General features: G+C 72.6%; 12 protein-coding genes. 6 read left to right on the top strand and 6 right to left on the bottom strand.

Features of this window, described 5'->3' with window-relative positions; genetic code table 11:
- Positions 1-24: 24 nt before the first annotated feature.
- Entirely contained in the window at positions 25-876 is an 852-nt protein-coding gene (locus ASE15_RS07670) for a general stress protein (protein ID WP_200960522.1), read from the top strand.
- A 184-nt stretch (positions 877-1060) separates the two neighbouring features.
- Here ASE15_RS07670 and ASE15_RS07665 read toward each other — a convergent pair whose 3' ends face one another.
- The 3 genes from ASE15_RS07665 to ASE15_RS07655 all read right to left on the bottom strand — a co-directional run bounded on the left by ASE15_RS07665 (position 1061) and on the right by ASE15_RS07655 (position 4002).
- Entirely contained in the window at positions 1061-2056 is a 996-nt protein-coding gene (locus ASE15_RS07665; RefSeq protein WP_056647711.1) for a TetR/AcrR family transcriptional regulator, read from the bottom strand.
- Positions 2057-2140: 84 nt separating this feature from the next.
- Positions 2141-2980, bottom strand: coding sequence for an ABC transporter permease (locus ASE15_RS07660; RefSeq protein ID WP_082618279.1), 840 nt, complete (start codon positions 2978-2980; stop codon positions 2141-2143).
- Complete coding sequence (locus ASE15_RS07655; RefSeq protein WP_082618278.1) at positions 2977-4002, bottom strand: ATP-binding cassette domain-containing protein; 1026 nt, start codon at positions 4000-4002, stop codon at positions 2977-2979. Before ASE15_RS07655 ends, ASE15_RS07660 begins: the two co-directional genes overlap by 4 nt.
- Positions 4003-4132: 130 nt before the next feature.
- On the opposite strand from ASE15_RS07655, the gene ASE15_RS07650 reads away from it, so the two are divergent.
- The gene (locus ASE15_RS07650) at positions 4133-4882 is read left to right on the top strand and encodes a bifunctional 2-polyprenyl-6-hydroxyphenol methylase/3-demethylubiquinol 3-O-methyltransferase UbiG (protein ID WP_056762722.1); all 750 of its coding nucleotides are present in this window, start codon (positions 4133-4135) and stop codon (positions 4880-4882) included.
- Between the two features lie 111 nt (positions 4883-4993).
- On the opposite strand, the gene ASE15_RS07645 is transcribed toward ASE15_RS07650, so the two are convergent.
- On the bottom strand, positions 4994-6535 hold the full coding sequence (locus ASE15_RS07645; RefSeq protein ID WP_056762496.1) for an aminopeptidase P family protein: 1542 nt from the start codon (positions 6533-6535) through the stop codon (positions 4994-4996).
- A 380-nt stretch (positions 6536-6915) separates the two neighbouring features.
- Between ASE15_RS07645 and ASE15_RS07640 the strand changes: the two genes are divergently transcribed.
- Complete coding sequence (locus ASE15_RS07640; RefSeq protein ID WP_056762494.1) at positions 6916-9609, top strand: GH92 family glycosyl hydrolase; 2694 nt, start codon at positions 6916-6918, stop codon at positions 9607-9609.
- Between the two features lie 155 nt (positions 9610-9764).
- On the opposite strand, the gene ASE15_RS07635 is transcribed toward ASE15_RS07640, so the two are convergent.
- Both ASE15_RS07635 and ASE15_RS07630 read right to left on the bottom strand, forming a co-directional pair.
- Positions 9765-10670, bottom strand: coding sequence for an alpha/beta fold hydrolase (locus tag ASE15_RS07635; RefSeq protein WP_082618277.1), 906 nt, complete (start codon positions 10668-10670; stop codon positions 9765-9767).
- 91 nt (positions 10671-10761) lie between these two features.
- A complete protein-coding gene (locus ASE15_RS07630; protein WP_056762491.1) occupies positions 10762-11379 on the bottom strand; it encodes a LysE family translocator in 618 nt (205 codons plus the stop codon).
- 118 nt (positions 11380-11497) lie between these two features.
- Here ASE15_RS07630 and ASE15_RS07625 point away from each other — a divergent pair, with 118 nt between their 5' ends.
- The 3 genes from ASE15_RS07625 (at position 11498) to ASE15_RS07615 (ending at position 13561) form a co-directional block, all read left to right on the top strand.
- On the top strand, positions 11498-11950 hold the full coding sequence (locus tag ASE15_RS07625) for an Lrp/AsnC family transcriptional regulator (protein WP_056647725.1): 453 nt from the start codon (positions 11498-11500) through the stop codon (positions 11948-11950).
- Between the two features lie 125 nt (positions 11951-12075).
- Positions 12076-12915, top strand: a complete 840-nt coding sequence (locus ASE15_RS07620) for a PHP domain-containing protein (protein WP_056647931.1) — start codon at positions 12076-12078, stop codon at positions 12913-12915.
- 31 nt (positions 12916-12946) lie between these two features.
- Positions 12947-13561, top strand: a complete 615-nt coding sequence (locus ASE15_RS07615; RefSeq protein WP_225220218.1) for a MarC family protein — start codon at positions 12947-12949, stop codon at positions 13559-13561.
- Positions 13562-13743: the final 182 nt, after the last annotated feature.

Below are 13743 nucleotides of genomic sequence, written 5' to 3'. Positions count from 1 at the left end.
CGACTTGTACGGGAGACTGGGCAGATGAGCATGACTCGTCCCAATTCCGCGCCCAAGGTCCCGACGCCGCCGAGCGGGGAGCAGATCGCGTCCTACGCGACCTACCTCGAGGCGCAGAAGGCCGTCGACTACCTCTCCGACAACAAGTTCGCCGTCGAGTACGTGACCATCGTCGGCACCGACCTGCGCATGGTCGAGCGCGTCATGGGCCGCCTCACGTACGGTCGGGTGGCGCTCGCGGGCCTCGCGTCCGGTGCGTGGTTCGGCCTGTTCGTGGGCCTGCTGCTCTACATGTTCAACAGCGGCGGCGGCCTGATGCTCGCGGCGATCGGACTGGGTGCGGGCTTCGGCCTGCTGTTCTCGGTGCTGTCGTACTCGCTCACGGGCGGCAAGCGTGACTTCACCTCGTCGAGCCAGATCGTCGCCTCGTCGTACTCGCTGCTGTGCCTCGCGGAGCGCGCGGGCGACGCACGCCGCCTCCTGTCCCAGATGCCGGACGGCGCCGCGGCCATCGCGCGCCAGGTCCCGCCGGTCGCGGGTCCGCCCGCGCAGCCGGGCCAGTGGGGCCAGGCTCCCGGCCAGCAGCCGGGGCAGACGTGGGGGACGCAGCAGCCGACGGCCCCGCACGCTCCGGCTCCCGTCGCGACGCCGGTCCAGCCGGCCGACGCGCCGGCCCAGCCGGCACCTCCGGCCAGGACGCCCGACCCGCGCTGGACGACGCCCTCGGGCGCGCCGCGCTACGGGGCCATGCGCAGCGACCTCACGCCCCCCGCTCCTGCCGACGGCGCGCCCGTCGAGGGGCACCCCGCCCCGGCGACCGACGCCCAGGCTGCGGCCGACGGCGCGACCGACGAGACGTCGTCGGGCACGCGGTAGGTCCCCGGGCTCGCCCGGAGGCATGGCTATCCGATCCAGGCGGGCGAGACCGCGCAGCGCATGACGGCCCGAACCCGCGTTCGCGGGGCGTCGTCCCCGGGGTAGCCGCGGTCACCCACGATCGCTGAGTTGTCAGAAGGTGGCCGGGGCATACCCCGGCCACCTTCTGACAACTCCGCGGGGCTCAGTCGCGGGCTGCCCGCTCGGCCGCGGCCTTCGCGGCGTCCCGCTCGCGCTTGCGTGCCTCCTTGAGGCGCTTCTCGGCCTCGCGCACGGCCTTCTCGGCCTCGCGACGAGCCTTGGACGCCTCCTTCACCTTGGCGTCGCGCGCATAGAGCTCGGCGGCCTCGCGCTCCTCGTGCGGGGGGAGCGGGGACTCGGCGCGCTCGGCGGGCGTCCGCTCGACGTAGACCCCGATCCCGTCGAGGACCCGCTCGAGGCCGAACACGACGTCGTCGACCCCGTCGTCCTCGCTCAGGTAGGCGCCCGAGGCGACCACGGGGTGCAGGTACGGGAAGCGTTCGGGCGTCACGAGCTCGGAGAAGACCTCGGCGTACGCGGCCCCGCTCACGTCGCGCCCTGCCGGGTCCTGCCGGGCCCCGCGCAGCTCGCGCTGGATCCGGGCGGCGCTCTGCGCGTAGCTCGTGACGAGCATGATCATCGCGAGCTTGTCGGCGTCGGACAGCGAGGTGCCGTGCATCGCGCGCAGGCCCAGGTCGACGAACCGGAGGTTGTTGGGCGTGAGCGGGACCCCCTGGACCGCGACGTCGAGGAACCAGGGGTGGGCCTCGTAGACCGCGAGCGACGCGAGCGCGAACTCGCGCAGGCCACGCCGCCACGTGGGTTCGTCCCCTGCGGGGATCCGCCCCTCCAGGACCGCGGTGAGCTCGGGTTGCGCCCCCGAGGGGAGGTCGACGTCGATCGCCTGCTCCTGCATGAGGAGCAGCAGGTCGTCCTTGCTCGTGACGTACCGGTACAGCGACATGGTCGTGTACCCCAGGGCCGCCGCGAGCTTGCTCATCGAGAGCGCCCCGAGCCCCTCGGCGTCGGCGATCTCGATGGCCTGCTCGACGATCCGCTCGATGCTCAGCTCGCGACGAGGGCCGCGCTGCGGGTTCTCGGCCACGCCCCACGCCAGGGCGATGGCGTGGGGCAGGCCGGGATCGGTGGTGTCCGTCATGGGTACATCATCGCTGCTCCGGTCGTGATCGCCGCCCGGGCGGAGACGGGCGGGAACGGCGTCGGCCGCACGGGTCGAGCGCCCTCAGTGCGCCGTCCGGCGCCGGTAGAGGATCGACGCCGCGGCGCACGAGACCGCGAACATGCCCACGAGCCACGCGAGCGCCGGCCCGAGCTGCCCCGCGGTCGATGTCCCCGAGAGCAGCGCGCGCAACGTCTCGATGATGGGTGTGAACGGCTGGTGCATCGCGAAGCCGTGCAGCCACGTCGGCATGGTCTCGACCGGCACGAACCCGCTCGACAGGTACGGCACGAACAGGAAGAACATGTTGAAGCTCGCCGCGGCGTCGACGCTCAGGACCAGGCCGGCGAGGCAGCTCAGCCACGTGAACGCGAGGACCATGAGGGCGAGGTAGCCCGCGACGCCCACCCAGCCGCCCAGGTCGGCCCCGGGACTGAAACCGAGCGCGACGGCCACGAGCAGGACGAGCGTGGCCGACACGAGGTTGCGGACCGTGCTGGCCAGGACGTGCGCCCACAGGACCGAGGGGCCGAAGATCGGCAGGGTCTTGAAGCGGTTGATCGTGCCGCTCGTCATGTCCTGGGCCACCGAGAGCGCGGCCGTCGCCGAGCCGAAGCCCAGGCACAGGACCAGGATCCCGGGCACGACGTAGTCGACGTAGCTCCCGTCGTCCTCGATCGCCCCGCCGAACACGATGACGAACACGAGCATGATGAGCACGGGCAGCATGAGGGCCGTGACCAGCCCGTCGACGCTGCGCAGCGTGCGCCGCAGCTCGCGGCCCGTCATGGCCGAGACGTCGCGCAGCGCGGTCGCGGGGGACTGGCCGACGCGGGCCGGTGCCGTGCGCGAGGGGCGTCCCGGTGCGGGGCGCCGCGTGGTGGTCGGTGCCGTGGTGCTCATCGCAGGCCTGCCTTCGTCGTCGCGGGGGAGACCGCGGGCTCGGTGGGGGCGGACGGGGTGGTCGGGGTGCCCTGCGCCTGGATCGTGGCCCGCGCGGCGCGTGATCCCGTGAGGGCGAGGAACACGTCGTCGAGCGAGGGCTTGACCACGGACACGCCCGTCACGGGGATGCCGCGCTCGTCGGCCCGCGCCAGGACGTCGCGGACCGTGCGGAGCGGGTCCGTCGTCGGGACCAGCGCCGCGAGGTCCTTCTCGTCGACCCCGGAGATCTCGAGGCCGATCTGCTGGACGGACGCGAGCGCGTGGGAGTCCTCGACGTCGACCCGCACGTGCTGGCCGGGGACGAGGGCCTTGAGCTCGCTCGCGGTCCCGCGGGCGACGATCCGCCCGCCGTCGAGCACCGCGATGGTGTCGGCGAGCCGGTCCGCCTCCTCGAGGTACTGGGTCGTGAGCAGGACCGTGATGCCGTCGGCCGCGAGCTCGCGGACCACGTCCCAGAGCTCGGAACGAGACTGCGGGTCCAGACCGGTGGTCGGCTCGTCGAGGATCAGGACCTGCGGGCTCGCGACCAGGCTGATCGCGAGGTCGAGACGCCGGCGCATGCCGCCCGAGTACGTCTCGACGCGGCGCCGGGCGGCGTCCGTGAGGTCGAAGCGGTCGAGGAGCTCGGCCGTGCGGGCCCTGACGGCTGCTCGCGGCAGGTGCGCGAGCCTGGCCATCATCGCGAGGTTCTCCTCGCCGGTCTGGAACTCGTCGACCGCGGCGTACTGGCCCGTGAGCGCGATGACCTCGCGGACCCGCGCGGCCTGGCGGACGACGTCGTGCCCCGCGATGGTCGCGGTCCCGGCGTCGGGGCGGACGAGGGTCGTGAGGATGTTGACGGCGGTCGTCTTGCCCGCGCCGTTGGGTCCGAGGAGGGCGAAGATCTCGCCTCGTCGGACGGACAGGTCCACGCCCTGCAGGACGGCGTGGGATCCGTAGGACCTCGTGAGTCCCCGGACGTCGATCATCGGGTCGGGCATCGCTACCTCCGTGTGCGTCGCAGACTGTTGTGTACCTCCTACACTGTGTAGACCATACGCACTGTGTGTGACGTACACAAGAGGTGGATTTCCCGTGACCCGCGCACGGACGGCCGGATACCGTGACGGCATGCAGCCCGCCACGCACCAGGCCGAGTTCCGTCACGCCCGCCTCGTCGAGGTCTACGACGCCCAGAACACCTGGGGTCCGGACGACGACTACTTCCTCGCCCGCGCGGCCGAGGGCCCGGGCGGGCGGGTGCTCGACCTCGGGTGCGGCACGGGTCGGCTGACCGTGGCGCTCGCGGACGCCGGGCACGAGGTGACGGGCATCGACCCCGCGGGCGCGTCTCTCGACGCGGCCCGGCGACGTCCCGGTGGTGAGGCCGTGACCTGGGTCCACGGGACGTCCGCCGACGCGCCCGCGGACGCGTTCGACGTCGCCCTCATGACGAGCCACGTGGCCCAGTTCTTCGTCGCCGACGACGAGTGGGCGGGCGTCCTTGCCGACCTCCGGAAGGCCCTCGTGCCGGGCGGGCTCCTCGTCTTCGACACCCGCGACCCCCGTGACCGTGGTTGGGAGGCGTGGCACGCCCCCGACGACCGCGACCCGGTGACGCTGAGCGACGGCCGCGTCGTGCAGACCTGGAGCGAGGTCACGGGCGAGCGTGACGGCGTCGTCGACTTCACGCTCGGCTACGAGATGCCCGAGGGGGACGAGCTCACGAGCACCGCGACGCTGCGGTTCCGCGCCGAGGACGTGGTGCGTCGGAGCGTCGAGGCGGCGGGGTTCGCCGTCGAGCAGGTCGACGGCGGGTGGGGGCGCGAGGCCGTCGGAGAGGGGGCCGGCGAGCTGCTCGTCGTCGCGCGCGCCGTCTGAGCCGCGGGGTGTCGACGCCGTACCGGGGTCGGACGCGAGCGGCCCGCGACGCTGGGGCGTCAGAAGGGGGCCGGGGTGTACCCCGGCCCCCTTCTGACAGCCTGGCCGCGCTCAGTCGCGCAGCGACGCCATCCACGCCTCGATGTCCTCGGGGCGGCGGGGGAGCGCCGCCGAGAGGTTCTCGTTGCCGTCCTGCGTGATCAGGACGTCGTCCTCGATGCGGATGCCGATCCCGCGGTACTCCTCGGGGACCGTCAGGTCGTCGCTCTTGAAGTACAGGCCGGGCTCGATCGTGAAGACCATGCCGGGCTCCAGGACGCCGTCGACGTACAGGTCGCGGCGTGCCTGCGCGCAGTCGTGCACGTCGAGGCCCAGGTGGTGGCTCGTGCCGTGCACCATCCAGCGGCGGTGGAACTGGCCCTCGGGGGCGAGGGACTCCTCGGCGGTCGCGGGCAGCAGGCCCCACTCGGCGAGGCGCTCGGCGATGACCTCCATCGCGGCCGCGTGGATGTCGCGGAAGCGGGCCCCGGGGACGGCGACCGCGAAGGCCGCGTCGGCGGCGTTGAGCACCGCGGTGTAGATGCGGCGCTGGACGTCGGTGTAGGTGCCGTCGACGGGCAGCGTGCGCGTGACGTCGGCCGTGTAGAGCGAGTCGACCTCGACGCCGGCGTCGAGCAGCACGAGCTCGCCCGTGCGGACCTGGCCGTCGTTGCGGATCCAGTGGAGCGTCGTGGCGTGCTCGCCCGCGGCGGCGATGGTCTCGTAGCCGACCGTGTTCCCCTCGAGGCGGGCGTGCGCGTCGAACGTCGTCTCGATGACGCGCTCGCCGCGGCGGTGCGCGGTCGCGCGCGGCAGGTTGCGCACGACCTCCGCGAAGCCCGCGATCGTCGCGTCGACGGCCTCGCGCATGTGCGCGACCTCGAGCGCGTCCTTGACCAGGCGCAGCTCGGAGGCGGCCTCGACGAGCGTGGCGTCCGCGGCGGCGTCGTCGGCCTGGCCGTTCTCGAGGCGGATCGCCTCGACCAGGGCCTCGATGTTCTCGTCCGCCCCCGTGACGACGAGCAGCACCACGTGCTCGCCGACGTCCTTGGCCAGCGCGTCGCGCAGCTCGTCGACGTGAGCCGCCTCGATCCCGGTGAGGGTCGTGACGTCGTCGAGGCTGGGGCGGGCCCCGACCCAGAACTCGCCGTAGCGCGAGTCGGCGTAGAACTCGTCGGTGTCGCGCGCCGCGAGGGGGCGCACGTAGAGGACGGCGTGGTGGTTCGAGCCGTCGTCGCCCGTGCCGGGCTCGACGGGGTGCAGGACCAGGACCGCGTCGGGCTCCTGGTCGGTGCCGAGTCCCGTGAGGTGCGCGAACGCCGAGTGCGGGCGGAACCGGTAGTCGGTGTCGTTCGAGCGGACCTTGAGCGGGCCGGCGGGGATCACGAGGCGCGCACCCGCGAAGCCTGCGGACAGCTCGGCGCGGCGGGCGGCGGTGTACGGGGCGGCGGCGCCGGCCTCGACGTCGCTGCTCGCGCGCGGCGCCCAGCCGCTCGTGATGAACGCCTTGAAGGCCTCGGAGTCGGGCCGGTGCGACCGGTTGTCGTTCCGGGCGGCGATCTCCTGCTCGGACTCCGCGGCCGGGGCGCTGACGGGGGTGGTGTCGTTGCTCATGGCCACCAGTCTCCCATCGGTCGCTGGGAGGGCGCGTGCGGCCCGACGGCGGAGCACCCCTCGGGCGCAGAGGTGGCGTGACGCGTGGCGCACCCCGGACGGCGCTCGGGTGTGCTCCGGGTGCTGTCGGGGAGCGCGTGCGGCTGTCGAGCAGCCCCGCCGCAGCAAAAGATGACTGCGCTGTCATTCATAATTGACAGCGCAGTCATTCGCGGGAATGCTGGGCCGCGGACGCTCGTCGTCCGGCACCGGTGCCAGCCGCTCTCGCGACCCCACGTCGTCGTCGGACGGGCGCCGGACCGCGCACCGGTGCGCGCCGGACGAGGCCTGAGCGTCGTGGGCATCGCTGCCCGCTCGGACGTCGAAGAGGACGAACACACATGAGACGATCACGACTCGCCACGCTCTCCGCGGGGCTCGCGCTGCTGATCGGGGCGGGCATCGCCTCCCCGGTCGCCGCAGTTCCGCAGGACCCGTCTGAACCGCGCCCGCCCGTGGACCACTCCCTCGAGGTGAACCCCTTCGTCGGGACGGAGAGCGAGGGCAACGCCTACCCCGGCGCCACGGTCCCGTTCGGCATGGTCCAGCTCAGCCCGGACAACTCCAACTCCTACGCCTCGACCTCCTACAGCAAGAACGCCGGGCGGGTCTGGGGCTTCAGCCACCGGCACGTCAACAGCGCAGGCTGCCCCGCGGCGGGCGAGCTGCTCGTGACCCCGGACACCACCGCGGCCCCGCGCACGGCCCGGACCCCCATCGCGATCAAGGACCAGGCGAGCACCGAGAAGGCGGTCGCCGGCTTCTACGAGGTCACGCTCGCCAACGACGTGCACGCAGAGCTCACCGCGACCACCCGCGTGGGTGCGCACCGGTACACGTTCCCGGCCTCGACCACGTCGCACCTGTCGTTCAACGTCGGGCAGACGCTGCGCGACGCGGGCGCCAGCTCGGTCACGTGGGTCGACGACCACACGCTCGAGGGCTGGGTCGACAACGGCGGCTTCTGCGGCGGCACGCCCGCCAAGCAGCGCTACTTCTTCAGTGCCACGTTCGACCGCCCCGTGTCCTCGTCGGGCACGTGGGGCACCACCGGCGCCTACACCGCGGGCTCGACCACGAGCCAGGTCACGACGGGCCGCAACGGCGCCGTCGCGGTGTTCGACACGACCACGGACCGCGACGTCGAGGTGAGCGTGGGCGTGTCCTTCGTGAGCGTCGACGGCGCTCGCGGCAACCGTGAGGCCGAGGCCGTGCGCGACGGCGTCCAGGTCGGGTTCGACGAGATCCGCGAGGAGGCGCGCGACGCCTGGAACACCGAGCTGGGCCGCGTCGACATCGAGGCCTCGCCCGAGAAGCGCACGATCTTCTACACCCAGCTCTACAAGACGCTGCTGTCCCCGACGATCGGCAACGACGCCGACGGCCGGTACCGCGGCATGGACCTCGAGGAGCACCAGGCCGACGGCTGGGACTACTACCAGAACTTCTCGCTCTGGGACACGTACCGCACCCAGGCGACGCTGCACGCCCTGCTGCTCCCCGAGCGCGCCGAGGACATCGTCCGCTCGATGTACCAGCACCGCGTCGAGGGCGGCTGGCTGCCCCGCTGGTCGCTGGGCGCGCTCGAGACCAACATCATGGCCGGCGACCCGGTCACGCCGTGGCTCGCGGAGAACTTCGCCATGGGCACCGTGCCCGACGACATCTCGGACGAGCTCTGGGGCTACCTCGTGGAGAACGCCACGACGGCCCCGCCTGCCGGCGTCGCGTCGGTGGGTCGCCAGAGCGCGGCCTTCTACAACGAGAACGGCCATATCCCGTTCTACCCCGAGAACGAGGGCGGCCTGGGCGGGCAGTACGAGGAGTACCGTCACGGCGGCTCGTCGACGCTCGAGTTCGCTCTGTCCGACGCGGGCCTGGGGGCGGCTGCTCAGCGCCTCGGCAAGACCGAGGACGCCGAGGCCTTCCTCGCCAAGGGCCGCAACTGGCAGACGCTGTGGAACCCGGACGTCCAGCTCTCGGGCGGTTTCCAGGGCATGGTCAACGCCAAGCGCCCCGACGGTACGTTCGTAACTCTCCCCGAGCTGACCGACGTCACGCGCACGGGCTTCCACGAGGGTGTCCCGTGGCAGTACCAGTGGATGGTCCCGCAGGACGTCACGGGTCTGGCCGAGGCGATGGGTGGTGAGGACGCGTTCGTCGAGCGTCTCGACTACTACTTCGACATGCCGGCGCTCGCCGCGAAGCCGGGCGTCTCGCCCTCGACGTGGGCGCGCGGTGGCAGCTCGTACTACCAGACGATCCGCTACAACCCGGGCAACGAGCCGACGATCACCAACGCGTGGCTCTACGGGTACGTCGGGCAGCCGTGGAAGACGAACGACGTGCTGGCCGCGAACCTCAACCGGTTCCCGAACACGCCGGGCGGGGGCGTCGGCAACGACGACCTGGGCACCCTGGCCGCCTGGTACGTCATGGCCGCGCTCGGGTTCGAGCCCGTCCTGCCGGGCTCGGGCATGCTCGCGCTCAACGCGCCCAAGGTCCAGTCCGCGACCGTCACGACCGACGCGGGCACGACGTTCGCCATCTCGGCCGAGGGGGCCAACGAGGACCTGCCGAGCTACGTCTCGGGCGTCACGCTCGACGGTGCCGAGCACACGGCCGCGTGGATGGACGCCTCGGCGATCCAGGACGGCGGCACGCTCGAGTTCGACCTGGCCGACTCGAGCGCGGGCCTCACATGGGGCACCGCGCCCGCGGACCGCATCCCGAGCCTGTCGGCGCCGCTCCCGCCGCTGCCCGTCGAGGTCACCGCGACGGTGCGCTGCGCGGGCAAGAACGCCCAGGTGTCGGTCAAGGCCACGAGCTCGGCCGACACCGCGGTCGACGTCGTCCTGGCGACGCCGTTCGGGACGAAGTCGTTCCACGGGCTGCAGCCCGGCAAGAGCGCCGCGCAGACGTTCAACGCGCGCTCGGGCTCGGTCGAGGCGGGGACGGCGAGCGTCACGGTGACGCTCCCGGGCGCCGAGCCGCGCACGGTGGAGGTCGCCTACCCGGCGACGTCCTGCGGCTGACGCCGGCCCGCACGTGCCGGTGCGGGAGGTGAGCAGGAAGCAGGAAGAAGGCCCCAGGTGCCCGACGGCGGTTCTCGCCTCGGGTGCCTGGGGCCTTGTCGGTCCTGGGTCGTCACGGCCCGGGGTCGCCGGGCGTGGCGCTCAGGACGGTCGTGTCACGCGGCCGCGCCGACCGGCTCGAGGCGTCGAGCGGGGGACCAGCGGCTCGTGAGGTCGCCCAGCGCCCGCGAGAGCGCGTCGTTGAACGCGTCGGGGGCGTCGAGGTTGACGTCGTGGCCCGCGCGCGGCACGACCACGAGGGCTGTGTCGGGGGCCGAGTCGAGGTAGCGCTTCTCGTCGAGGCGCAGGTGGTCGCGCTGGCCGTTGATGAGCCAGACCGGCACCTTTGCGGCGCGGAGGTCGGCGCGCGAGGAGCGGCCCGCGAGCTCGTGCAGCACGTCGGTCACGACCTGCCACGCGGGCCGGCCGGGGAGCCGCGGGTCGGCGAACGTGCCGGCCCCGGTGAGCTGGGCCGAGGCGCGTGCTCCACCCGGCAGCGACCTTCCGGCGCGCAGCACGTCCTGGACGCGGCCCAGCGCGCGACGGGTCGCGGTGCCCGCAGCGTCCACGAGGCTCGCGGCCTCGCGGAAGAGCGCGACGGGCTTGCCGCGCGGGTCGGCGCTGCACGCGCACGCCACGACGCCCGCGAGCCGGTCGGGGTGGCTCGCCGCGTACGCGAGCGACGTGTAGCCGCCGAGCGACATCCCGACCACGACGACGGGGACGTCGTCGGGGAAGGACGCGACGGCGTCGTCCAGGATCTCGAAGGCCCGTGCGAGCGTGAACCGCTCGTCGCTGCGCTCGCCGTGCCCCGGCAGGTCGACCGCGACCGCGAGGTGGCCCGCCTCGCGCACGTGGGCGAGCTGACGCCCCCAGATCGCGTTCGAGGTGCGCACGCCGTGCACGAACACGACGGCGGCAGGGGTCCCGGCCGAGGACGCCTGCGCGAGGCTCGGGAGGAGGTCGATCGACGGGTCGGACGGGAAGGCGGAGGCCCGGAGGGAGGGCTGGCTGTTTCGCATCGCTTCGGATGCTGCCAGCGCCACCTGGGAGCAGTGCGAAAGCACGGGGAGCCTCCCGTGAACGTCCTGTGCGGGCCTTGGGACGAGGCCGTCAGCCGATCGCCTGCTCGAGGACCAGCGCGGTACCGATCAGCATCATCGCGACGCCCGAGACCCGCGTGACGACGCGCGCCGCGCCGGGACGGGAGCGCAGGACGTGCCGTGCCCCGAACGCCACGAGCAGGTAGACGACCGCGCAGCCGACCATGTGCACCGCGCCCAGCGCCGCGATCTGCGCGCCGACGGGCCAGCGCCCCGCCGGGTCGGTGAACTGCGGCAGCAGCGCCAGGAACAGCAGGAGGACCTTGGGGTTGAGCCCGCTCGTCCCGAGTCCTTTCGCGGCCTGGCGTACCCACGACCCGGCGACGTCTTCCCCCTCGGTGACAGGACCACCCGGGCGGGCGAGCATCGTCACGCCGAGCCACGCGATGTACGCCGCACCGAGCATCGTCAGGACCGTCAGGAGAGCCGGGGAGCGGGACACCAGGACGCCGACCCCGGCGGCGACGACGAGCGCGGCCGCGAGGTGGCCGGCCAGCATCCCACCCACAGCGGGCAGGACCGACCGGTGGCGCAGGCCGGCCGTGATCGCGTACGCCCAGTCGGCCCCGGGCGTCACGACGAAGACGAGCGACACCGCCCAGAAAGCGGCGATCGTGGCGACGGGCATCGTTCCTCCAGGGGCATGGGCGCCGACCTCCGGCGCGAGAGCAACGTTAGGTCGGAACCGGGCAAAGGTGCTTCCAACTTCTTGCTCTGAATCACGATGAGGTGGAAAGATCTCGTGCATGGACGACATCGACCGGCAGATTCTTGCCGAGCTGCAGCAGGACGGCCGGCTCACGCTCACCGAGCTCGCCGAACGGGTCCGCCTGAGCGTCTCGCCGTGCCACCGGCGGCTGCGGGCGCTCGAGCGCTCCGGGGTCATCAGCGGCTACCGCGCGCACCTCGACGCGAGCTCGGTCGGGCTGACCTTCGAGGCGCTCCTCTTCGTGACCATGCAGTCTGCGACCCGGGAGACGCTCGAGGCGTTCGAGACCGCGGTCGTCGAGGTGCCGAACGTCCTGCAGGCCCAGCGCCTCTTCGGCGACCCCGACTACCTCCTGCGCGTCGTCGCGAGCGACCTGCCGGGCTTCCAGGTGCTGTACGACGAACGGCTCTCGACCCTGCCCGGCGTGATGCGCCTCAGCTCGACGCTCGTCATGAAGAGCGTCGTCGAGGACAGGGCCCTGCCTCTCTAGGTGGCCTCGCGGTGCCGTGCGGCACGCAGGCCGCAGCAGACCCGCCGGACCCATCCGCCTCGGTGAGCGCCGTCGTCGGGCCCCGCCCGACGGGCCCCGACGCGCGCGCTCACTATCCTGAGGGGGTGCTCATCGACCTCCACACCCACTCCACGGCGTCCGACGGGACCGACGCCCCGGCGCAGGTCGTCGAGGACGCAGCCGCCGCAGGGCTCGACGTCGTGGCCCTCACCGACCACGACACGACGGCCGGCTGGGCCGACGCCGCGCAAGCGGCCACCCGCAGCGGCATCGCGCTGGTGCGGGGCGCGGAGATCTCGGCCCGCTCGGGGCACGTCTCGGTCCACCTGCTGAGCTACCTGCACGACCCCACGCACCCCGACCTGCTGGCCGAGACCGAGCGCACGCGTGTCGACCGCGTCTCGCGGGCCCGGCGCATGGTCGAGCGGATCGGCGAGGACTACCCGCTGACGTGGGAAGATGTCCTGTCGCAGACCGAGGAGGGGACCACGATCGGGCGCCCGCACATCGCGGACGCCCTGGTGGCCACCGGCCACGTCAGCGACCGTTCGGCGGCATTCGCCACGATCCTGCACCCCGGCACGGGCTACTACGTGCCGCACTACGCCCCTGACGTCCTGGACGCCGTGCGCGCGGTGCGCGCGGCCGGTGGGGTGCCCGTCTTCGCCCACCCGGGCGCCGACGGGCGAGGACGCGTGGTGCCGGACGCGGTCATCGAGCAGATGGCCGACGCAGGACTGCTGGGGCTCGAGGTGCACCACCGCGACCACAGCGCACAGCAAGTTGCCCGTCTCGAGGACATCGCCCACACCCTGGGCCTCTTCGTGACGGGTTCGAGCGACTACCACGGAGCCGGCAAACCGAACCGGCTCGGCGAGAACACGACAGCACCACGAGTGCTGGAGACGATCGAGGAGCTAGGCACGTTGGACGTGATCCGATGACGGCGCGGGCGGTGATGTCGTGAACGACATCATGGACCTCCGCCTCTTCACCGAGGTGTTCATCACGCTGTTCGTGATCATGGACCCTCCCGGGACGGTACCGATCTTCCTGGGCCTGACGAGCGCCATGGGCGCCAAGCAGCGCAACCAGGCCGCCAGGACCGCGATCCTCGTCGCGTTCGGCGTGATCGTGTCGTTCGCGGTGTTCGGCCAGCAGATCCTCAACTACATGGGCATCTCGCTCCCGGCGCTCAAGGCGTCCGGCGGGCTCCTGCTGCTGCTGGTCGCGATGGAGCTGCTCACGGGAAAGATGGAGGAGCCGACGCCGTCGGGCAACAAGGGCGTCAACGTCGCCCTGGTCCCGCTCGGCACGCCGCTCCTCGCGGGCCCCGGTGCGATCGTCGCGACCATGGTGTTCGTCCAGCGAGCCGACGGGTCCGCTGCGGACTGGGTCGCGATCGCGGCGGGCGTCGTCGCGGTCCACATCACGCTCTTCCTGGCCATGCGCTTCGCGAACGTCATCCACCGTGTCCTCGGGGACTCGGGCACGATCCTCGTGACCCGCATCGCGGGTCTGCTGCTCGCGGCCATCGCGGTGCAGCTCGTCGCGGACGCCGTCACCGCGTTCGTCCAGGCGGCCAGCTGACGCCCGGCCGACCGTAGCGCCCCGACGCCCGCGAGACCTCCTGGTCTCGCGGGCGTCGTGCTGTCCAGGCGCGTCGACGCGCGACGATCCGCGAGCCCGACGGGCGTTACCCGATCGGTACGGACGTCCCCGTCCTGGTATCGCACCCACGTCCTAGGGTGAGTCCCGGAGGGGCGCCGCAT

Origin of the sequence: Oerskovia sp. Root22, from assembly GCF_001429135.1 — a bacterium.
Lineage (GTDB): Bacteria > Actinomycetota > Actinomycetes > Actinomycetales > Cellulomonadaceae > Oerskovia > Oerskovia enterophila.
The sequence above is the reverse complement of the archived record's forward strand: the minus strand, read 5'-3'. Positions and strand labels throughout refer to the sequence as shown.